Here is a 20,154-nt window from a genome sequence, read left to right on the forward strand (position 1 = left end):
CATGCGTCCGTCCGGCTTGCCCGGGCGCCGCTCGTGGTGAAGGCTGGCGGGGAGTTCCTCCAGCCAGGGGGAGACATCGCACGGGGAGACGGAGATGGCGCAGAACCAGGGACTCGGGTGGCTCCTGGACGATCTGACCGAGCGGGTGGACCATGTGCGACACGCGCTCGTCCTGTCGAACGACGGGCTGGTCACGGGCGCGAGTACGGGCCTACGCCGTGAGGACGCCGAACATCTGGCCGCCGTGGCGTCCGGGCTGCACAGCCTGGCCAAGGGTTCGGGACGCCACTTCGGCGCGGGCAGGGTGCGCCAGACCATGATCGAGTACGACGACGCCGTGCTGTTCGTGACTGCGGCGGGCACCGGTAGCTGTCTGTGCGTGCTCACCGGGGTGGAGGCCGACATCGGCCAGATCGCCTACGAGATGACCCTGCTCGTCAACCGCGTCGGCGAACACCTCGGCGTTGATGCCAGGCAGCCCGAGAGGGCGCCCAACACAGATCTCTGACCTGCGAGTTCGCCCGCCTTCGTAGAGTTATCCACAGGCTCGCCACGAGATGCGTGAATCCGGCTACGGTGTGTGCACGGCTTGCGCACAGGGCGTGAGCCTCCACTCCACGGGGGAGTTACAGCCATGTCGGGAAGCATCGTCAGTCCGCCCCGGCCCGTCACCCCGAGCCGCGCCGCTCGGGAACTGGGCCTCAAACGAAGCGAGTTCGACCTCGCTGTGCACCTCGGGCACGTCCGCACCGTGCCCGACGAGGGCGGGGGAGGAGCCCGCCGCGTGGAGCGCGCGGAGATCGACCGCCTTCGTGCGCAGGACGATTTCCCGGAAGTCCTGCGTGAGCGTGTGCGGGTGGTGGGGACCGCCGAGGGCGCGGCACTCATGGAGATCCCGGCCGGCCGCTTCACCCGCCTCGCCCGTCTCGGGCTGATCGTGCCCGTGAACTGGTATTTGAACCGCTACCGCGCTGTGGTCTGGCTCTATCTGGCGGAAGACCTGCGGAACTTCACCAGGGGCCCCGAGAACGCGCACCTGCTCAAGGGACGCACGCCGGACCCCCTGCGCGGCCAACTGGAGGCGGGAGTGGACCTGCGCGCCCGCAACTGGCGCGGACGTCATCTCGGTTCACTGCTGCGGCGGTCCGAGGAGTCATGGGCACGTGCCGGAGCCGTGGCGTCCTTCCTCGCGCCTGTCGAGATCGCCGACGTCGTCAAGGACCCGTACGAACGTGCCTACCTGAACCGGTTCCGGCCCACGCCGCCCGGTCAGGGCACCCCGGGATCGCCCGCGGCGCACCTCGCCGAGCGGATCGCGCTCGCGCAGGACGCCGACGAGATCGACTGGCTGCGCGGCGAACTGGGCCGGTCCGTCGAGGAGGCACGCGCCGAGTCCCCCGCCCCGCGCCCGGCCACCCGCCGCCCCGTGCCGACGGTACGTGCGGTCGCACGGCCCATCCCGCCTATCGCGCGAACGGTCACACGGCACACCGAACCGGCGGCGCGGACGGCGGCGGAGGAATCGCCTGTCGTACGGGTGCCTGAGCCGAACGGGGAGCCGGGGCTGGAGACGCCCGAGGTCGAGACCGAGCCGATGCCTGGGACGCCTGAGGCGCAGGGCGAGCCGATGATCGTGGCACCCGTGCAGAGCGGTGAGCAGTCGGCTTCGGCGCCCGAGCTGGACGACGGTCCGGTGTTCGGGGCGCCCTGGCCGGACGGTGGGGCGGCGGGCCGAGAAGCCGAGTGGCACCGTGGGGCGGTCGGACGGCCGCCCGGCTCACCGACGCGCCGGAACCGCCGGCCCGAGCAGGACCGGAGCCCGGCCGGTCGAGGTCTGCGCGGCTGGCTGTGGCGCAGAAGCCCACGGCCCGCGCCCATGTGATCCCGCTCGGCCGCAGCCGCGCCGATCCGCCCGCTACAGGGCCCTGAACAGACCCTCCTGGACGACCGAGACGAGCATGCGCCCCTGCTGGTCGTAGATGCGCCCTCGCGCCAGACCGCGCCCGCCGGTGGCGATCGGCGATTCCTGGTCGTACAGGAACCACTCGTCCGCGCGGAACGGCCGGTGGAACCACATGGCGTGGTCCAGCGAGGCCAGGTCGAAGTTTCGCGGGCCCCACAGGGGTTCGACCGGGATGCGGACCGCGTCCAGCAGGGTCATGTCGCTGGCGTACGTCAGCGCGCACGTGTGGACCAGCGGGTCGTCCCCCAGCGGTCCGACCGCGCGCATCCACACGGCGCTGCGTGGCTCAGCGCCCTTGATTTCCTCGGCGTTCCAGCGCAGCCGGTCGACATAGCGGATGTCGAAGGGCTGGCGGCGCGCCATCCGCTCCAACTGCTCGGGCAGAGCGCCCAGGTGCTCGCGGATCTCCTCGGAGACCGTGGGCAGCGATTCCGGGTCCGGCACATCGCGGGCCGGCGGCAGCTGGTGCTCGAACGATCCTTCCTCAGGCTTGTGAAAGGAGGCGGTCAGATTGAAGATCGTGCGGCCCTGCTGCACGGCCGTGACCCGGCGCGTCGTGAACGATCTGCCGTCGCGGACCCGCTCCACCTGGTACACGATCGGCACGCCCGGACGGCCCGGGCGCAGGAAGTACGCGTGCAGCGAGTGCACGGGGCGGTCGCCGTCCGTGGTGCGGCCGGCGGCGACCAGCGCCTGGCCCGCCACCTGGCCGCCGAAGACGCGTTGCAGGGACTCCTGCGGGCTGCGGCCACGGAAGATGTTGACCTCGATCTGCTCCAGGTCGAGCAGGTCGACCAGTCTCTCGGCCGGATTCGTCATCGGCGGGTCTCTCCTTGGGTCACACCTGGTCGGAAGGGGCTCACAGCTGGCCGACTTCCGTGACGCGGACGACGGCACGGCCCTCGGTGTCCGAGGCCGCGAGGTCGACCTCGGCGCTGATGCCCCAGTCGTGATCGCCGTTCGGGTCGTCGAAGATCTGGCGGACGCGCCAGAGGCCGTTCTCCGGCTCCTCCTTGATCACCAGCAGCTTGGGGCCGCGGGCGTCGGGGCCGGTGCCGAGGTCCTCGTACTCGTCCCAGTACTTGTCCATCGCCTCGCCCCAGGCCTCGGCGTCCCAGCCGGCCCCGGCGTCCAGCTCGCCCAGTTCGTCGACCTGGTCGAGCGCGGCCAGCTCCACGCGGCGGAACATGGCGTTGCGGACCAGCACCCGGAAGGCACGCGCGTTGGTGGTGACGGGCTTGACCTCGTCGGCCTTCTCCTGGGCCTCCTCGGCGGTCATCTCCTCCGGGTTGGCCAGCTGCTCCCACTCGTCCAGCAGGCTGGAGTCCACCTGGCGCACCATCTCGCCGAGCCACTCGATCAGATCCTGCAGGTCCTCGGACTTCAGGTCGTCGGGGATGGTGTGGTCGAGGGTCTTGTAGGCGCTGGCCAGGTAGCGCAGGACGATGCCCTCGGTGCGGGCCAGCTCGTAGAAGGACACCAACTCCGTGAAGGACAGCGCCCGTTCGTACATGTCGCGGATGACGGACTTCGGGGACAGCGGGTGGTCGCCGACCCACGGGTGGCTCTTGCGGTAGGTGTTGTACGCGTGGAAGAGCAGCTCTTCCAGCGGCTTCGGGTACGTGATGTCCTGGAGACGCTCCATGCGCTCCTCGTACTCGACGCCGTCCGCCTTCATCGCGGCCACGGCCTCGCCGCGCGCCTTGTTCTGCTGGGCGACGAGGATCTGGCGCGGGTCGTCCAGCGTGGACTCCACCACGGACACCATGTCGAGCGCGTAGGACGGCGACTCGGGGTCGAGGAGTTCGAACGCGGCGAGTGCGAACGTGGACAGCGGCTGGTTGAGCGCGAAGTCCTGCTGGAGATCGACCGTGAGCCGGACGATGCGGCCTTCTGCGTCCGGCTGGTGGAGCTTTTCCACGATCCCGCCGTCGAGCAGCGATCGGTAGATCGCGATGGCCCGGCGGATGTGCCTGAGCTGCTGCCTGCGCGGCTCATGGTTGTCCTCCAGAAGATGGCGCATCGCCTCGAAGGCGTTGCCCGGACGGGCGATCACCGACAGCAGCATCGTGTGTGTCACCCGGAAGCGCGAGGTCAGCGGCTCCGGCTCGGAGGCGATCAGCTTCTCGAAGGTGTTCTCCGTCCAGCCGACGAAGCCCTCCGGTGCCTTCTTACGCACCACCTTGCGGCGCTTCTTCGGGTCGTCGCCCGCCTTCGCCAGAGCCTTCTCGTTCTCGATGACGTGCTCGGGCGCCTGCGCCACCACGAGTCCGGCCGTGTCGAAGCCGGCCCGGCCGGCCCGGCCCGCGATCTGGTGGAACTCACGGGCGCGCAGGGTGCGCACGCGGCTGCCGTCGTACTTGGTCAGCGCGGTGAACAGCACGGTGCGGATCGGCACGTTGACGCCCACGCCGAGCGTGTCTGTGCCGCAGATGACCTTCAGCAGACCGGCCTGCGCGAGCTTTTCCACCAGGCGGCGGTACTTGGGCAGCATGCCGGCGTGGTGCACGCCGATGCCGTGCCGGACGTAACGGGAGAGGTTGCGGCCGAACGTGGTGGTGAAGCGGAAGTTGCCGATCAGCTCGGCGATCTGGTCCTTCTCCTCACGCGAGCACATGTTGATGCTCATCAGCGCCTGTGCCCGCTCCACGGCCTGGGCCTGGGTGAAGTGGACGATGTACACCGGGGCCTGCCTGGTCTCCAGCAGATCGGTGAGCGTCTCGGTGAGCGGGGTGAGCTTGTACTCGTAGGAGAGCGGAACCGGGCGGGTGGCCGAGCGGACCACCGAGGTGGGGCGGCCCGTGCGGCGCGTGAGGTCCTTCTCGAAGAAGGACACGTCACCCAAAGTGGCCGACATCAGGATGAACTGCGCCTGGGGGAGCTCCAGAAGCGGGATCTGCCAGGCCCAGCCGCGGTCGCCCTCCGCGTAGAAATGGAACTCGTCCATGACGACCTGGCCGACGTCCGCGTTCTTGCCGTCGCGCAGCGCGATCGACGCCAGTACCTCGGCGGTGCAGCAGATCACGGGGGCGTCCGCGTTCACGGAGGCGTCGCCGGTGAGCATGCCGACGTTCTCGGTGCCGAAGAGCTTGCACAGTTCGAAGAACTTCTCCGACACCAGTGCCTTGATCGGGGCGGTGTAGAAAGTGACCTCGTCCCGGGCCAGGGCGGCGAAGTGCGCGCCCGCGGCGATCATGCTCTTGCCGGATCCGGTGGGCGTCGAGACGATCACGTTCGCCCCGGAGACCACCTCGATCAGCGCCTCCTCCTGGTGGGGGTAGAGGGTGAGACCGCGCTCCTGCGCCCACGACTCGAAGGCTTCGTACAGGGCGTCGGGGTCGGCGGTCGGCGGCAGCTGATCGATGAGGGTCACGCCCCCATCTTGCCTGGCCTTGTGCCCGAGAGGGGAATCGGCTGCGGGGACGAAGATCATGGCAGCTACGCTGTGTCGCCGACGGGGCGTCAGTGCACCGGGGCAACTGGACAGCGGCGCATGAGGAATGGGGCGGGAAGCAGCCATGATGGGACCAGCACACTCACTGTCGGGGGCCGCGGCCTGGCTCGGTGTCGGAGCGGCCGCCGCCGCGGCCGGGCACCCGATGCCCTGGCCCGTTCTCCTCGTCGGCGCGCTGATCTGTGCCGGTGCCGCACTCGCCCCGGACCTCGACCACAAGGCCGCGACCATCTCGCGTTCCTTCGGGCCCATCTCCCATGGGGTCTGCGAGATCGTGGACAAGCTGTCCTACGCCGTCTACAAGGCGACGCGCATGAAGGGCGACCCGCGCCGCAACGGCGGCCACCGCACGCTGACGCACACCTGGGTCTGGGCGGTCCTGCTGGGTGCCGGTTGCTCTGCGGCGGCGATCACGGGGGGCCGCTGGGCGGTGCTGGCGATCCTCTTCGTGCACATGGTGCTGGCGATCGAGGGTCTGCTGTGGCGGGCCGCCCGGGGTTCCAGCAGCGATGTCCTGGTCTGGCTGCTGGCCGCGACCAGCGCATGGATCCTCGCGGGAATACTGGACAAGCCGGGCAACGGCTCCGACTGGCTGTTCACCGCGTCGGACCAGCGGTACCTGTGGCTGGGGCTTCCGATCGTCCTGGGCGCGCTGGTCCATGACATCGGGGACGCGCTGACCGTGTCCGGCTGCCCGATCCTGTGGCCCATCCCGGTGGGCCGCAAGCGCTGGTACCCGGTGGGGCCGCCGAAGGCGATGCGGTTCCGGGCCGGCAGCTGGGTGGAGCTGAAGGTGCTGATGCCCGCGTTCATGCTGCTCGGCGGCGTCGGCTGTGCGGCAGCGCTCAATGTGATCTGACCTGCCGGCCTCGGCCGCGGGACGCTCCCTGTGGTCCGCCTCGCCGCTCCGGCCCCCGGGGGCTGAGTGATCGCTCCCGGTCAGCCGGCCTCGCCGGGCTCGGCCCCGCCGCCGTACCGGCGCTCGAAGCGGGCGACGCGGCCCTCGGTGTCGACCGTCCGGGCCTTGCCCGTGTAGAAGGGATGGCTCTCCGAGGAGATCTCCACGTCGATCACCGGGTAGCTCTCGCCGTCGTCCCACTCAATGGTCTGTTCGCTCTGCGCGGTCGACCGGGTGAGGAAGGCGTATCCGGCGGCGCGGTCACGGAAGACCACGGGGTGGTAGTCGGGGTGCTTGTCCTGCTGCATGGCGGCTCCTCGTGCGGGGCGGTCGGACCGGCGGCGGGCGGTTCAGCCGGACAAGGAGTCCTCGTCGACGATGTGCATCGCGGCTTCCTCGGCGGAGGCGGCGGCGCCGTCGATGCCGACATCGGTGGCGACCAGGGCGGCCTCGTCGTCCTCGTGCGCCCCCTCGTCCGGGGCGACCAGGCGGCCGGAGCGGAGGTTGCCGACCTCGTTGTCCAGGAGTTCCCCGTCGATGTCGCGGTCACCGATGTCGTCGCCGTCGGGTACGACGAGGTCGGGCTGTTCTTCGGCCAGCCGCTGGTCCAGGGTCTCGCCCGCCTGGCGCTCGGCCGCCGTGACACCGGTGTGTTCCACCGCCCACGGTCGTTCAGGAGGGGACCAGCCGCGGTCGAGCGGGTCGTCGACGCCGTCGGACTCCAGTGTGTCCTCGACGTCGAGGAGTCCCGAGTCCTCCCGGATCTCCGAGGAATCGGGCTGGTAGACGTCGTCCCCCCAGCTGTCGGCGCTGTCCACGAGTACCTCCGGGTGATGAGGACGGCCGCATACCACCGCGCCGGGCGATGGGCCGCCGGCATGCGCGGCACGGGTGTCACACACCGCGAACCGGACGGTCCGCCGGCGCTCCCCGAACCGGTGCCGCTCTCCAGCCTTCCACTCCGGCTCGGGAAGACGCAACGGCACGACCTCTGGCAAGGACCTGCGCATGGGTACGGGAACCCGGCGGGGCGCACCGTGATGCGGCTCGTCGGGCCCTGGTCGCGGCACGCTTCGGCCAGGGAAGTCCCCAGGGCAGGCCGGCGTGACGGGACCCGGCCGATCCACCCTGCGACTGCGGAAGCCTCCGCGCAGGACCGGTCGGACGAGGCAGGGGCGCCTCGTGTTCCGGCGGCCGGAGGCACCCCGGTACGGCGGATCCCAGCCAGTCGCGGCATCGCGATCCCGCTGCGCCGTGTTGCCACCGGCTCAGCCGCCGTGACCATCCTGGCCGTGGTGACCATCCTGGCCTTGGTGGCCTTGGTGGCCTTGGTGGCCTTGGTGGCCTTGGTGGCCTTGGTGGCCTTGGTGGCCTTGGTGGCCGTGGTGGCCGTGGTGGCCGGCGGCGGCAGGTCCTCCACCGCCGTACCGGCCACCGTCAGGCCCGGCGGACCCTCACCCGTGCCAGGACCGCCACAGCGCCGCGTAAGCCCCGTCAGCCGTGACCAGCTCGTCATGGCTGCCCAGCTCGCTGATGCGGCCGTTCTCCACGACGGCGATCACGTCGGCGTCATGGGCGGTGTGCAGGCGGTGGGCGATGGCGACCACGGTGCGGCCGTCCAGGACGCGGGCCAGGGAGCGTTCCAGATGGCGTGCCGCGCGCGGGTCGAGGAGCGAGGTCGCCTCGTCCAGGACCAGCGTGTGCGGATCGGCCAGCACCAGCCGGGCCAGCGCGATCTGCTGGGCCTGGGCGGGGGTGAGCGCCAGGCTGCCGGAGCCGACCTCGGTGTCCAGGCCGTCGTCCAGGGCCCGCGCCCAGCCGTCCGCGTCGACCGCGCCCAGGGCCGCCCACAGCTCGGCGTCTGTGGCACCGGTCCGGGCCAGCAGGAGGTTGTCGCGCAGCGAGCCGACGAAGACGTGGTGCTCCTGGTTGACGAGGGCGACGTGCGAGCGGACGCGTTCGGCCGGCATCCGGGACAGTTCCGCGCCGCCCAGCGTGATCCTGCCCTCCCGGGGCGCGTAGATACCGGCGAGCAGCCTGCCCAGCGTGGATTTGCCCGCTCCCGAGGGACCGACCAGGGCCATCCGGGTGCCCGGCGCGACCTCCAGGGACACCTTGCGCAGGACGTCGACACCGTCGAGGTAGCCGAAGTGCACCCGCTCGGCGGACACGTCCCGCCCGTCGGGGGCCAGCGAGGCGTCCCCGGCGTCCGGTTCGATGTCACGCACCCCGACCAGGCGGGCCAGCGACACCTGGGCGACCTGCACCTCGTCGTACCAGCGCAGGATCAGGTTCACCGGGTCGACGAGCATCTGCGCGATCAGGGCTCCGGTGGTCAGCCGGCCCACCCCGATCCAGCCGTGCAGCACGAACACGCCGCCGACCATCAGGACCGAGCCGAGCACGATGACGTGGACGGCGTTGATGACCGGGAACAGCACGGACCGCAGCCACAGGGTGTAGCGCTCCCAGGCCGTCCACTCCTTGATCCGCCGCTCCGACAGGGTGACACGGCGGGCGCCCAGGCGGTGCGCTTCGATGGTGTGGCCCGCGTCCACGGTCTCGGCGAGCGCGGCGGCGACGGAGGCGTACCCGGCGGCCTCGGAGCGGTAGCCGGAGGGTGCCCGCTTGAAGTACCAGCGGCACCCGGCCACCAGCACCGGCACGGCGAGCAGCACGGCGGCCGCCAGCGGCGGGGCCGTCACCACGAGCCCGCCGAGCAGCAGCAGCGCCCACACGACACCGATCGCCAGCTGCGGTACGGCCTCGCGCATCGCGTTGGCCAGGCGGTCGATGTCGGTGGTGATGCGGGAGAGCAGGTCACCGGTGCCCGCCCGCTCCAGCACGCCCGGCGGCAGGCCGACGGACCGGACGAGGAAGTCCTCGCGCAGGTCGGCCAGCATCCGCTCGCCGAGCACCGCGCCCCGCAGCCGGACCTGCCGTACGAACACGGCCTGCACGGCCAGCGCAAGCACGAACAGCCCGACGGTCAGGCCCAGTTGAAGATCACGGGACCGGTCGGAGACCCGCTCGACCAGGCCGCCGAGCAGGTAGGGACCCACCATGGAGGCGATCACGGCCACCGTGTTCACCGCGATGAGCAGCAGGAACGCCCGCCGGTGCCGGCGGAACAGCTCGGTGACGTAGGCCCGCACGGTCGCGGCCGCGCCGACGGGCAGGGTGGTGGCGGTCGTCGGGGCCGCCGGGTCGTACGCCGGTGGCGCAACGCCGATCATGCGCTCTCCTCGATCTCTTCCAGCTCCTGGAGGGCGTCCAGCAGGACCCCTTCGTCGGCCGCGGCCAGTTCCTCGTCCGTCTCACGCGTCACCACGGCCCGGTACCGTGACTCGCCGTCGACCAGTTCGCGGTGCGCGCCGACCGCCACGACCTCGCCCTGGTGGACCAGGACGACCAGGTCCGCGCGGTCCAGCAGCAGCGGCGAGGAGGTGAACACCACTGTCGTCCGGCCCGAACGCAGCCGGTGCAGCCCGTCCGCGATGCGGGCCTCGGTGTGCGAGTCGACCGCGGAGGTCGGCTCGTCCAGTACCAGCACCTCGGGATCGGTGACCAGCGACCGGGCCAGTGCCAGCCGCTGGCGCTGGCCGCCGGACAGGGAGCGGCCGCGCTCGGTGATACGGGCGTCCATCGGGTCGGTGGCGTCCAGCGATCCCTGGACGAGCGCGTCCAGGACGTCGTCGCACTGTGCCGCGGCCAGCGCGTCCGTGGCCGCCACGGCTCCGGAGGCGGGCACGTCGAGCAGCTCGCGCAGCGTGCCGGACAGCAGCACCGGGTCCTTGTCCTGGACGAGGACGGCACTGCGGGCGCTGTCCAGCGGGAGTTCGTCCAAGGCCACGCCGCCGAGCAGCACCGACCGGCCCGGCTCGGTGGGGTGGCCGCCCAGCCGTTCCGCGAGCCTGCCCGCCGCGTCCGGGTCGCCGCAGACCACGGCGGTGAGCCGGCCGGTGGGAGCCAGCAGACCGGTCTCGGGGTCGTACAGGTCCCCGGTCGGCACCTCGGCCTCGCGGGTACCGTCGGTGGCTGTGGCACGCTCCAGCGACAGCACCCGGGCCGCCCGTTTGGCCGACGGGCGGGAGAAGGAGTACGCCATGGCGATCTCCTCGAAGTGCCGCAGCGGGTAGTTGAGGATCATGACAGCGCTGTAGACGGTGACGAGTTCGCCGACCGTGATCCGGCCCTGACGGGCCAGATGGATGCCGTGCCAGACGACGGCGATGAGCAGCAGTCCGGGCAGCAGCACCTGGACGGCGGAGATCAGGGACCACATCCGGGCGCTGTGCACCGCGGCGTGCCGCACCTCCTGCGAGGCCCGGCGGTAGCGGTCGAGGAACAGTTCCTCGCCGCCGATGCCGCGCAGCACGCGCAGCCCGGCGACCGTGTCCGAGGCCAGCTCGGTGGCCCGGCCCGCCTTCTCCCGCTGGAGGTCGGCGCGGCGCGTGGCCCGGGGCAGCAGCGGCAGCACCGCGAACGCCACGACGGGCAGCCCGATCGCGACGATCACGCCGAGAGCGGGCTGGTAGACGAGGAGGCCGACACCGACCACCACGACCGTGAGCGCGGCCGCGGTGAACCGGGAGACGGCCTCGACGAACCAGCCCACCTTCTCGACGTCACCGGTGGACACGGCCACGACTTCGCCGGCCGCGACCCGCCGGGTCAGGGCGGAGCCCAGTTGCGCCGCCTTGCGGGCCAGTAGTTGCTGGACGCGGGCGGCCGCCGTGATCCAGTTGGTGACGGCGGCCCGGTGCAGGAAGGTGTCGCCGACGGCGATGCCTGTGCCGCAGAGCAGCATCAGACCACCCGTCAGGGCGAGCCGGGTGCCGGACCGGTCGACGACCGCCTGCACGGCGAGGCCGACACAGAAGGGCAGGGCCGAGACGGAGACGAAGTGCAACAGGCCCCAGGCGAGTGACTTCAGCTGCCCGCCCAGCTGGTTCCGCCAGAGCCACCACAGGAATCGGGGGCCCGAACGTACGTCCGGGACGCCCGGATCGGAATACGGAAGGTCTTGAATCTGCATGACGTCCCAGTGGCTCGTGTCAGGGAGGGGGAGACGATGAGGAGAGGCAGCAAGCCGTGAAAGGTTCGCGTTGGAGAGTGGTGAATTTCAAACGGTTTTCCTGAGGGACCGGCCGCATCCACCGGCTTCCGGCCATCGGTTTCACGAGGACTTGACCGATGCCGGCGCTCGCACCAGGACTCCGGCCGGCGTCGGCGGCCGGGTGACCCCGCTCCGCGCAGGTCACCCCGGCGATGCTGTCAGCCAACCCGGTGAAATGCCCAGATAAGTCACATTGTCGTTCGGTGCGTGATGCCACCATGGACGTGTGGCGATCTACAGTGTGCGGCATTGTGCAGTCGCGGTCACGGCGTTCGGAACTCTCCTGACGACCCTGTCCGGGTGCGGCAGCGATGGATCCGGCCCTGTCGACGCCGAGGGCGCGCAGGGCCCCCGTCACCCGGTGGTGTCGGCCATCCCTGCAACCGACCCGACCCGTATCCCGGGCGTCGGCGACCGTCTGCATCGGTGGATCCCTCGTAACTCCAGTCAGGTCGTCGCCGTGTACGGCAAGGGCGAGGACTCACCCGACTCCACGGTCGTGCTGTACATGAAGGAGGGACCGGAGTGGCGGCCGGTGGCGCGTTGGGCCGGCCACAATGGCCGGAACGGCTGGACCACGGACCATCACTCGGGTGACGAGCGCAGTCCTGTCGGCGTGTTCGGACTCTCCGATGCGGGTGGTGTGCTCGACGACCCGGGCAGCATGCTGCCGTACGACCAGGACGAGTACGCCTACGCGCCGACGATCGACACCGAGGCGTACGAGCATGTCTTCGACTACGTCATCGCCATTGACTACAACCGCCTGCCGGGCACGCCTCCGCACGACCCTACGCGCCCCGACGGCGACGACAAGGGCGGCGGCGTCTGGCTGCATCCCGACCACGGTGACGGCACGGCCGCCTGTGTCAGCGTTCCCAGGGGAGCGATGAAGTTCCTGCTGCGCACGCTCGACCCGGCCCGGCATCCGGTGATGGTGATGGGGGACAAGGAGGCACTGCGCGCCTGAGGCGACGAGGCGTCATTGCGGGGCGGGCCCGACTCCCCGTAGAACACGGGCCATGAGAAGACGGATAGTCATGTCCATGCTCGCGGGGGCGACCCTCCTGGCGAGCGCGCTCTTCGGCACGGGGGCCGCTGCCGCCCAAGCGGCCGACGTCCCCGGCGAGTTCGGCACGGACTGGCACGACCCGGTGACCGCGGCACCGCCCGTCGACCGGCCGCACACCAAGTCCTGCCAGGTCACCTTGGCCGACGCCCAGTTCCGCGACTTCACACCCTATCGGGGGACGTACACCCCGCCCAAGGGCTGCGGCGATCGCTGGAGCAAGGTCGTCCTGCGCCTCGACGGCAAGGTGAAGGGCCGCCAGTACGACCGTCTCGGCTATCTGCACATCGGCGGTGTCGAGATTCTGCGCACCTCCACCCCGGAGCCCTCGCCCGACGGCATCGCGTGGCACGTCGAGAAGGACGTCACCCGCTACAGCGACACCTTCCGCAGCGCGCGGGACGTCGAGATGCTGATCGGCAACGTCGTGGACGACACGTACACCGGCGTCATCGACGTGCACGTCACGCTGACCTTCTATGCAGGCCGCCCCGCCGAGCGCACCCCCGACCGCGTCCTCACGCTTGCCGACACGCCCGACGGCACGACTCTCACCACCCCGCGCAACAGCGAGCGGATCGTCGCCGAGGTGTACGCGACCGGATCCGGGGGCGGCTGCGAGGAGTTCTGGTACCTGACCGTGGCCGACCCGGCGTCGTACTCCTGCAAGGCCGACCACGGCCCCTACCGCGAGGTGCAGATCAAGGTTGACAGCCGGCTCGCCGGGATCGCCGCGCCGTTCCCGAACGTCTGGACGGGCGGCTGGTCCAACCCCTTCCTCTGGTACGTCGTCCCGGCCCCGCACGCCTTCGACGTCCGGCCGATCGAGTACGACCTCACGCCCTTCGCCGGCCTCCTCGACGACGGCCGCCCGCACCGCGTCGAGGTCTCCGTCGTCGGGGTGCCCGCGGGGCAGCCGGGCTGGAGCGCGCCGGTCAATGTGCTGGTCTGGCAGGACGCCCACCGCGCCCAGGTCACCGGAGCGCTCACCGCGGACGACGCGACGAACCTCGCCAACTCCTCCAGCTACACGCCGGGTTCGGAGAACCGGGTGAACACCGAGGCCGGACACCGGCTCACCGTCTCCGGATACCTCGACACCTCGCACGGCCGCGTGACCACCACGGTCACCCGCTCGCTCGCCAACACCTCCGTGCACCGCTGGACGGACGGTGAGAACACGGACGGGCTGGACGCGACCTGGACCGACGACCAGACGGTGACCGTCGGCGGACACGGCCCCGCGCGGACGACGCGGACGCAGCGGACGTACACCATGGACGGCGCGACGACCATCGGTACGGACAACCGGCTGCGTACGGTGCTGACCCTGGGCGACCGCGCGTCGATGACGGAGCGGCGGGACGGCCGGCGCACCGCGTGGTCCCGGCTCGACGACACCTACAGTGGCGACGCGGCGTACACGATCAACGTCCCGCGTGACCAGCGGCATGCGGTCGGGATCTCCCGTGAGCGCTACCGACTGGACGGCTCCGACGGCTGCTACGGCCGGTCGTTGGCCACGGCTCAGGGGGTGCTGACGGAGGATCGCGAGGGCTGTTGAGCGTGGCGCTGGGGGATGCGCCACCGGCGGCGTGATTTACACGGCTGTGACACGGGCGTCTCAGAAGGGATCAACGGCACCTCCAGAGTGATCGGCACGGAAGCCGCTTTCCGTATCGCAGAAGTCCCGCTCGGCTTCCGCACGTCGACATCCCCTAGGAGTGCCCGTGCCGCAGTCCGTACCGTCCCTGCCGCGACGCGTCGCACGCATACTGCGTACCTCCCTCTTCGCGCAGGTCGCCTGCGCGCTCGTGCTCGGCATCGTCGTCGGGAGGCTGTGGCCCGGCGTGGCCACGGATCTCAAGCCGCTCGGTGACGGTTTCACCCGTCTCATCAAGACGATCATCTCCCCGCTGGTGTTCTGCGTTGTCGTCGTGGGCATCGCCAAGGCCGGTGACCTCAAGGCGTTCGGCCGGATCGGGCTCAAGGCCCTGATCTGGTTCGAGGTCGCGAGTACGGCGGCGCTGATCATCGGGCTGATCGCCGCCAACGTCGTCCAGCCCGGCTCGGGAATGCACGTCGACCCGTCCGCGCTGAGCGCCAAGGCGGTCGACGCGAAGACGGGCGGCGGATCTCTGCCCTCGACGACCGAGTTCATCGTGAATGCGCTGCCCACCAGTTTCATCGGCGCCTTCGCCGAGAACTCCCTGCTCCAAGTGCTCATCCTGGCCTGCCTGGTGGGCGCCGCGCTGCTGCACCTCGGGCACACCAAGGTGCCGCAGGTGTTGCCCGCCGTCGAGCAGGCCCAGGAGATCATCTTCGCGATCGTCGGCTTCGTCATGCGACTGGCGCCGATCGCGGTGTTCGGCGCGATGGCCGTCCTGATCGGCCAGTACGGGCTCGGCGTGATCGAGACGTACGCCAAGCTGATCATCCTGTGCTACGCGGCTGCGGCGCTGTTCATCGTGCTGCTCGCCGTCGCCCTGCGCGTGGTCACCGGGCTCAGCCTGTGGAAGTTCCTGCGCTACATCCGTGAGGAGATGCTGCTCGCGCTCGGCACCGCCTCCACCGAGTCCGTCATGCCACGGGTGATGCAGAAGCTCCGCAAGGCCGGCGCTCGCGACGACGCCGTGGGTCTGGTGCTGCCCACCGGCTACTCCTTCAACCTCGACGGCGCCTCGCTCTACCTCTCCATCGGCACCCTCTTCATCGCGCAGGCGGTGGGTGTCGACCTCAGCCCCGGCCAGCAGCTCACCGTCGTCCTCGTGCTCATGCTGACCAGCAAGGGGATGGCGGGCGTGCCCGGTTCCGCCTTCCTCGCGCTGTCCGCGACCGCGACCTCGCTGGGCGTCATCCCCGCCGGAGCGGTCGCCCTGCTGCTCGGCGTCGACCGGATCATGGACTCCATGAGGGTCACCACCAACCTGCTCGGCAACTGCGTCGCCGTCTTCGCGGTCTCCCGCTGGGAAGGTGCGCTGGACACCGTGCGGGCGAAGAAGGTGCTGGACGGGGAGATCGCCTTCGTGCCGGAGGAGGGGCAGGAGGCCGGGGCCGCGACGACGGTACGGCCGGCTGTGCAGGAAGCCGCTTCCGAGGCCGGCTGACACCGCCTCCATCGGGTGCGCGCGGCCCCCTCTGCCTCCTCGGCGGAGCGGGGCCGCGCCGCGGTCAGCAGGTCTTCGCCGTGTCCCCGTCGATCAGCGTGTCCAGCAGGACCCCCAGCACCTTGCGCTCCTTCTCGGTCAGCGGAGCGAGCATCTCCTCGGCCGCCGACCGGCGGGCGCCGCGCAGCTCGCGCAGGGTCGCGCGCCCCTCGTCGGTCAGCTCGATCCGGGTCACGCGGCGGTTCGCCGGATCCGCCGCCCGCCGCACCTTCCCGCTCGCCTCCAGGCCGTCGACCAGCGTCGTCACCGCGCGCGGCACCACCTCCAGGCGCTCGGCCAGGTCGGCCATGCGCGGGGGAGAGGGATAGTGCGCGAGGGTGCGCAGCAGCCGGGACTGGGCCGGGGTGATGCCCAGGTCGCGCTGTTCCAGATGGCGCTTCTGGATGCGGTGCACCCGGCGGGTGAGCCGCAGCAACTGCTCGGCGAGCAGGCCGTCGGAATCTGGGGTGCTCATGCGGGAACAATATCAGGATGCCGTTCATTGTGAATATAGGTAACAATGAGCTACGATCCGTCAGTCATCGTCGGCCGACCCCTGACCGGCGCCCGTTCACCTCCGTAGGAGCCCATGCATCCCGACCGTGAAACGTCCTGGACCCCGCCTGCCGACGCCAAGGAACAGCCCCGGCAGGTGCGCCGCATCCTGAAGCTCTTCCGCCCCTACCGTGGGCGGCTCGCGATCGTCGGCCTGCTCGTCGGCGCCTCTTCGCTGGTCTCGGTGGCCACGCCGTTCCTGCTGAAGGAGACCCTCGACGTCGCGATCCCCCAGGGCCGCACGGGCCTGCTGAGCCTGCTCGCGCTCGGCATGATCCTCAGCGCGGTCCTCTCCAGCGTCTTCGGCGTCCTGCAGACGCTGATCTCGACCACCGTCGGCCAGCGCGTCATGCACGACCTGCGCACCGCCGTCTACGGCCGGCTGCAGCGCATGTCGCTCGCCTTCTTCACCCGCACCCGCACCGGCGAGGTGCAGTCCCGCATAGCCAACGACATCGGCGGCATGCAGGCCACCGTCACCTCCACGGCCACCTCCCTGGTCTCCAACGCCACCAGCGTGGTCGCCACGATCGTCGCGATGATCGCCCTCGACTGGCGGCTCACGATCGTCTCGCTGCTCCTGCTGCCGGTGTTCGTGTGGATCAGCCGCCGCGTGGGCAACGAACGCAAGAAGATCACCACGCAGCGGCAGAAGCAGATGGCCGCGATGGCCGCCACGGTCACCGAGTCGCTCTCGGTCAGCGGCATCCTGCTCGGCCGCACCATGGGCCGCTCGGACTCGCTGACCGCCTCCTTCGCCGAGGAGTCGGAGCGCCTGGTCGACCTTGAGGTGCGGTCGAACATGGCGGGGCGCTGGCGCATGGCCGTGATCACGATCGTCATGGCCGCGATGCCCGCCGTCATCTACTGGACCGCGGGTCTCGCCCTGCAGTTCGGCGGCCCGAAGGTCTCCCTCGGCACCATCGTCGCCTTCGTCTCGCTCCAGCAGGGCCTGTTCCGTCCGGCCGTGAGCCTGCTCGCGACCGGCGTCCAGATCCAGACCTCCCTCGCGCTCTTCCAGCGCATCTTCGAGTACCTCGACCTGCCGATCGACATCACCGAGCGCGAGCGGCCCGTTCGGCTCGACCAGATCAAGGGTGAAGTCCGGCTGGAGGGCGTCGAGTTCCGCTACGACCAGGACGACAAGGCCCGCCCCGTCCTCGACGGCATCGACATCACCGTGCCGGCGGGCGGCAGCCTCGCCGTCGTGGGCCCGACCGGCGCCGGCAAGTCCACGCTCGGCTATCTGGTGCCCCGGCTCTACGACGTCACCGGCGGCCGGGTCACGCTGGACGGCATCGATGTCCGTGACCTCGACTTCGACACCCTCGCCCGCGCGGTCGGCGTCGTCTCGCAGGAGACGTACCTCTTCCACGCCACCGTCGCCGACAACCTCCGTTTCGCCAAGCCGGATGCCACCGACGAGGAGCTGCACGCGGCGGCCGAAGCGGCGCAGATACACGACCACATAGCCGCGCTGCCCGAGGGCTACGACACGGTTGTCGGCGAACGCGGTCACCGCTTCTCCGGCGGTGAGAAGCAACGGCTCGCGATTGCCCGCACCATCCTGCGCGATCCGCCGGTTCTCATCCTCGACGAGGCGACCAGTGCGCTCGACACCCGTACGGAGGCCGCGGTCCAGGAGGCCATCGACGCCCTGTCGGCCGACCGGACGACGATCACCATCGCGCACCGTCTGTCCACGATCCGCGGTGCCGACCAGATCGTGGTGCTGGACTCCGGCCGGGTCGCCGAACGCGGCTCGCACGACGAGCTGCTGGAGCAGGACGGGCGGTACGCGGCCCTGGTACGCCGGGACGCGCAACTGGAGCCGACAAACTGAACATATGCCACATTTATGGGGTTATGCGTATTAACGTTCCCGCATGCAGACGAACATTCCGCCACGGAGCACGATCCGACTGACACGCCGGGGCAGACTCGTCCTCGGCGTGGCCGCCGCCGTCGTGGCCGGTATCGCCGTGGCGGTGCCGCTGCTGATGCAAGCCGACGGCTCTGCGGAGTCCCGGACCGCCGCGCTGGTCATCCCCGAGGGCTGGCGCGCGAGACAGGTGTACGACGCCATCGACAAGGCCCTCGAACTGCCTCGGGGCAGCACCCGCAACTCCCTGGGAAAAGCGGGTCTGAAGCTGCCGAGCGACGCCCGGGGCAACCCGGAGGGCTACCTCTTCCCGGCGACGTACCCCCTGGGGAAGGGAGCGACCCCCGAGTCCCTGCTGCGCTCCATGGCCGACACGGCCGACAACAGGTTCAAGGCGGCGCCGATCGCCGCCGGGGCACAGCGCAATGCGATGAACATCTACCAGGCCGTCACCATCGCCAGCATCATCCAGGCCGAGGCCGCGACGAAGGCGGACATGGGCAAGGTCGCCCGGGTCGTCTTCAACCGGCTGGAGCGCGGGATGCCGTTGCAGATGGATTCCACCATCAACTACGCGCTGAACCGCGACACAGTCCGCACCAGCCAGGACGACACCCGCATCGGGAGCCCGTACAACTCCTACCGGCGCATGGGGCTGCCGCCGACACCGATCGACAACCCCGGCGAGGAGGCGATGCGTGCCGCGCTGAACCCGACGCCGGGCGACTGGCTGTACTTCGTCACGGTCAAGCCGGGCGACACCCGCTTCTCCGCCGACTACACGACGCACATGCGTAACGTGGCGGAGTTCAACGCCCTCCACCCGGGCACCGGTCAGGGGCAGACGTCCGGTCGGAGCCCGGCCCGGTCCTCGGTCCCGGCGCAGCCCTCGGTCCGCTGAGCCGGCGGGACTCACGGGCCCGGGTGGCGGCTTTCGCCCGCACGCGGACCCGGCGACGCGGTGACCGGTTCAGGCGGCGACCGGCTGCTCCTCGGCCAGCAGCCGCCTGATGTCCCGGACGGCGGCGCGTCCGGCACGGTTGGCGCCGATGGTGCTCGCGGAGGGGCCGTAGCCGACGAGATGGACGCGTGCATCGGCGACGGTCCGGGTGCCCTCGACGCGGATCCCGCCGCCCGGCTCGCGCAGCCGCAGCGGGGTGAGATGGTCCAGCGCGGGCCGGAACCCGGTGGCCCACAGGATCACGTCGGCGTCGACGTGGCGCCCGTCGTTCCATGCCACGCCGTCCGGGGTGATCCGGTCGAACATCGGCTCCCGGTCCAGGACCCCGTCCGCGAGGCCCTGCCGGACGGCATCGTTGAGGGGCAGCCCGGTGACCGAGACCACACTGCGCGGCGGCAGCCCCTGGCGCACCCGCTCCTCGACCAGCGCGACCGCCGTACGGCCCGCCTCCTGGTCGAACGGCCCCTCACGGAACACCGGAGGCCGCCGGGTGACCCAAGTGGTCGCGGCCGCGTACGGGGCCAGTTCCAGCAGATGCTGGGTGCCCGAGGCGCCGCCGCCCACGACCACGACCCGCTGCCCGGCGAACTCCTCGGGACCGCTGTACTGCGCGGTGTGCAACTGCCGCCCGCGGAAGGTCTCCTGGCCGGGGTAGCGCGGCCAGAACGGCCGGTCCCAGGTGCCGGTCGCGTTGATCAGCGCCCGCGTGGACCAGTTGCCGGCGGAGGTCTCCACGGTCAGCCGGCCGCCGTCCCCCTCCCGGACGGCACGTACGTCGACGGGCCGCCGCACCCGCAGGTCGAAGGCGCGCTCGTACCGGTCGAAGTACTCACCGATGACCTCCGCCGACGGCCGCGCCGGATCGGCGCCCGTCAGCTCCATGCCGGGCAGCGCGTGCATCCCGTGCACCTTGCCGTACGTCAGCGAGGCCCACCGGAACTGCCAGGCACCGCCCGGCGCGGGGGAGTGGTCGAGCACCACGAAGTCGCGGTCCGGCTCGAAGCCGGTGCGTCGCAGATGGTAGGCGCTGGACAGCCCGGCCTGACCAGCGCCGATGACGACTACCTCGACCTCGCGCGATTCGTTCACGCTTCTACTAACCGGGGG

At 70.7% G+C, this 20,154-nt stretch carries 15 protein-coding genes and 1 pseudogene; 8 read left to right on the forward strand and 8 right to left on the reverse strand.

Going from position 1 to position 20,154, the window contains the following annotated elements:
• The first annotated feature begins 94 nt into the window (after window positions 1–94).
• On the forward strand, window positions 95–508 hold the full coding sequence (locus LE548_RS23780) for a roadblock/LC7 domain-containing protein (protein WP_225098968.1): 414 nt from the start codon (window positions 95–97) through the stop codon (window positions 506–508).
• 126 nt (window positions 509–634) lie between these two features.
• Window positions 635–1,465 (forward strand): annotated as a pseudogene (locus LE548_RS23785) (DUF6397 family protein); the annotation flags it as partial.
• Window positions 1,466–1,915: 450 nt separating this feature from the next.
• Here the strand turns inward: LE548_RS23785 and LE548_RS23790 are convergent.
• Together LE548_RS23790 and LE548_RS23795 are read right to left on the reverse strand one after the other, a co-directional pair.
• On the reverse strand, window positions 1,916–2,782 hold the full coding sequence (locus LE548_RS23790; RefSeq protein ID WP_225098969.1) for an acyl-CoA thioesterase II: 867 nt from the start codon (window positions 2,780–2,782) through the stop codon (window positions 1,916–1,918).
• A gap of 40 nt (window positions 2,783–2,822) precedes the next feature.
• The gene (locus LE548_RS23795; RefSeq protein WP_225098970.1) at window positions 2,823–5,336 is read right to left on the reverse strand and encodes an RNA helicase; all 2,514 of its coding nucleotides are present in this window, start codon (window positions 5,334–5,336) and stop codon (window positions 2,823–2,825) included.
• 145 nt (window positions 5,337–5,481) lie between these two features.
• On the opposite strand from LE548_RS23795, the gene LE548_RS23800 reads away from it, so the two are divergent.
• Entirely contained in the window at window positions 5,482–6,276 is a 795-nt protein-coding gene (locus LE548_RS23800) for a metal-dependent hydrolase (RefSeq protein ID WP_225098971.1), read from the forward strand.
• An 80-nt stretch (window positions 6,277–6,356) separates the two neighbouring features.
• On the opposite strand, the gene LE548_RS23805 is transcribed toward LE548_RS23800, so the two are convergent.
• The 4 genes from LE548_RS23805 to LE548_RS23820 all read right to left on the reverse strand — a co-directional run bounded on the left by LE548_RS23805 (window position 6,357) and on the right by LE548_RS23820 (window position 11,353).
• Window positions 6,357–6,623, reverse strand: coding sequence for a type B 50S ribosomal protein L31 (locus LE548_RS23805; RefSeq protein ID WP_225098972.1), 267 nt, complete (start codon window positions 6,621–6,623; stop codon window positions 6,357–6,359).
• 42 nt (window positions 6,624–6,665) lie between these two features.
• A complete protein-coding gene (locus LE548_RS23810) occupies window positions 6,666–7,133 on the reverse strand; it encodes a DUF5709 domain-containing protein (RefSeq protein ID WP_225098973.1) in 468 nt (155 codons plus the stop codon).
• Window positions 7,134–7,769: 636 nt separating this feature from the next.
• Window positions 7,770–9,551 (reverse strand): ABC transporter ATP-binding protein, encoded by a 1,782-nt coding sequence (locus LE548_RS23815; protein ID WP_225098974.1) that lies wholly within the window; start codon window positions 9,549–9,551, stop codon window positions 7,770–7,772.
• Window positions 9,548–11,353, reverse strand: coding sequence for an ABC transporter ATP-binding protein (locus LE548_RS23820; protein ID WP_225098975.1), 1,806 nt, complete (start codon window positions 11,351–11,353; stop codon window positions 9,548–9,550). The genes LE548_RS23815 and LE548_RS23820 overlap by 4 nt, the downstream gene beginning before the upstream one ends.
• A gap of 313 nt (window positions 11,354–11,666) precedes the next feature.
• On the opposite strand from LE548_RS23820, the gene LE548_RS23825 reads away from it, so the two are divergent.
• The 3 genes from LE548_RS23825 (at window position 11,667) to LE548_RS23835 (ending at window position 15,610) form a co-directional block, all read left to right on the forward strand.
• Window positions 11,667–12,404, forward strand: a complete 738-nt coding sequence (locus tag LE548_RS23825) for a hypothetical protein (RefSeq protein ID WP_374116167.1) — start codon at window positions 11,667–11,669, stop codon at window positions 12,402–12,404.
• A gap of 52 nt (window positions 12,405–12,456) precedes the next feature.
• Window positions 12,457–14,067 (forward strand): peptide-N4-asparagine amidase, encoded by a 1,611-nt coding sequence (locus tag LE548_RS23830; RefSeq protein ID WP_308030480.1) that lies wholly within the window; start codon window positions 12,457–12,459, stop codon window positions 14,065–14,067.
• A 166-nt stretch (window positions 14,068–14,233) separates the two neighbouring features.
• Window positions 14,234–15,610, forward strand: a complete 1,377-nt coding sequence (locus tag LE548_RS23835) for a cation:dicarboxylate symporter family transporter (RefSeq protein ID WP_225098977.1) — start codon at window positions 14,234–14,236, stop codon at window positions 15,608–15,610.
• A 64-nt stretch (window positions 15,611–15,674) separates the two neighbouring features.
• Here LE548_RS23835 and LE548_RS23840 read toward each other — a convergent pair whose 3' ends face one another.
• The gene (locus LE548_RS23840; RefSeq protein ID WP_225098978.1) at window positions 15,675–16,124 is read right to left on the reverse strand and encodes a MarR family winged helix-turn-helix transcriptional regulator; all 450 of its coding nucleotides are present in this window, start codon (window positions 16,122–16,124) and stop codon (window positions 15,675–15,677) included.
• 114 nt (window positions 16,125–16,238) lie between these two features.
• Between LE548_RS23840 and LE548_RS23845 the strand changes: the two genes are divergently transcribed.
• Complete coding sequence (locus LE548_RS23845) at window positions 16,239–18,047, forward strand: ABC transporter ATP-binding protein (protein WP_225098979.1); 1,809 nt, start codon at window positions 16,239–16,241, stop codon at window positions 18,045–18,047.
• Window positions 18,048–18,090: 43 nt separating this feature from the next.
• Entirely contained in the window at window positions 18,091–18,987 is an 897-nt protein-coding gene (gene mltG, locus LE548_RS23850; RefSeq protein WP_225098980.1) for an endolytic transglycosylase MltG, read from the forward strand.
• Between the two features lie 69 nt (window positions 18,988–19,056).
• Here the strand turns inward: mltG and LE548_RS23855 are convergent, their stop codons facing one another.
• Entirely contained in the window at window positions 19,057–20,136 is a 1,080-nt protein-coding gene (locus tag LE548_RS23855) for an NAD(P)-binding domain-containing protein (protein WP_225098981.1), read from the reverse strand.
• Window positions 20,137–20,154 lie beyond the last annotated feature (18 nt).

The organism is Streptomyces sp. CoH27 (genome assembly GCF_020181035.1).
Classification (GTDB): Bacteria; Actinomycetota; Actinomycetes; order Streptomycetales; family Streptomycetaceae; genus Streptomyces; species Streptomyces camelliae.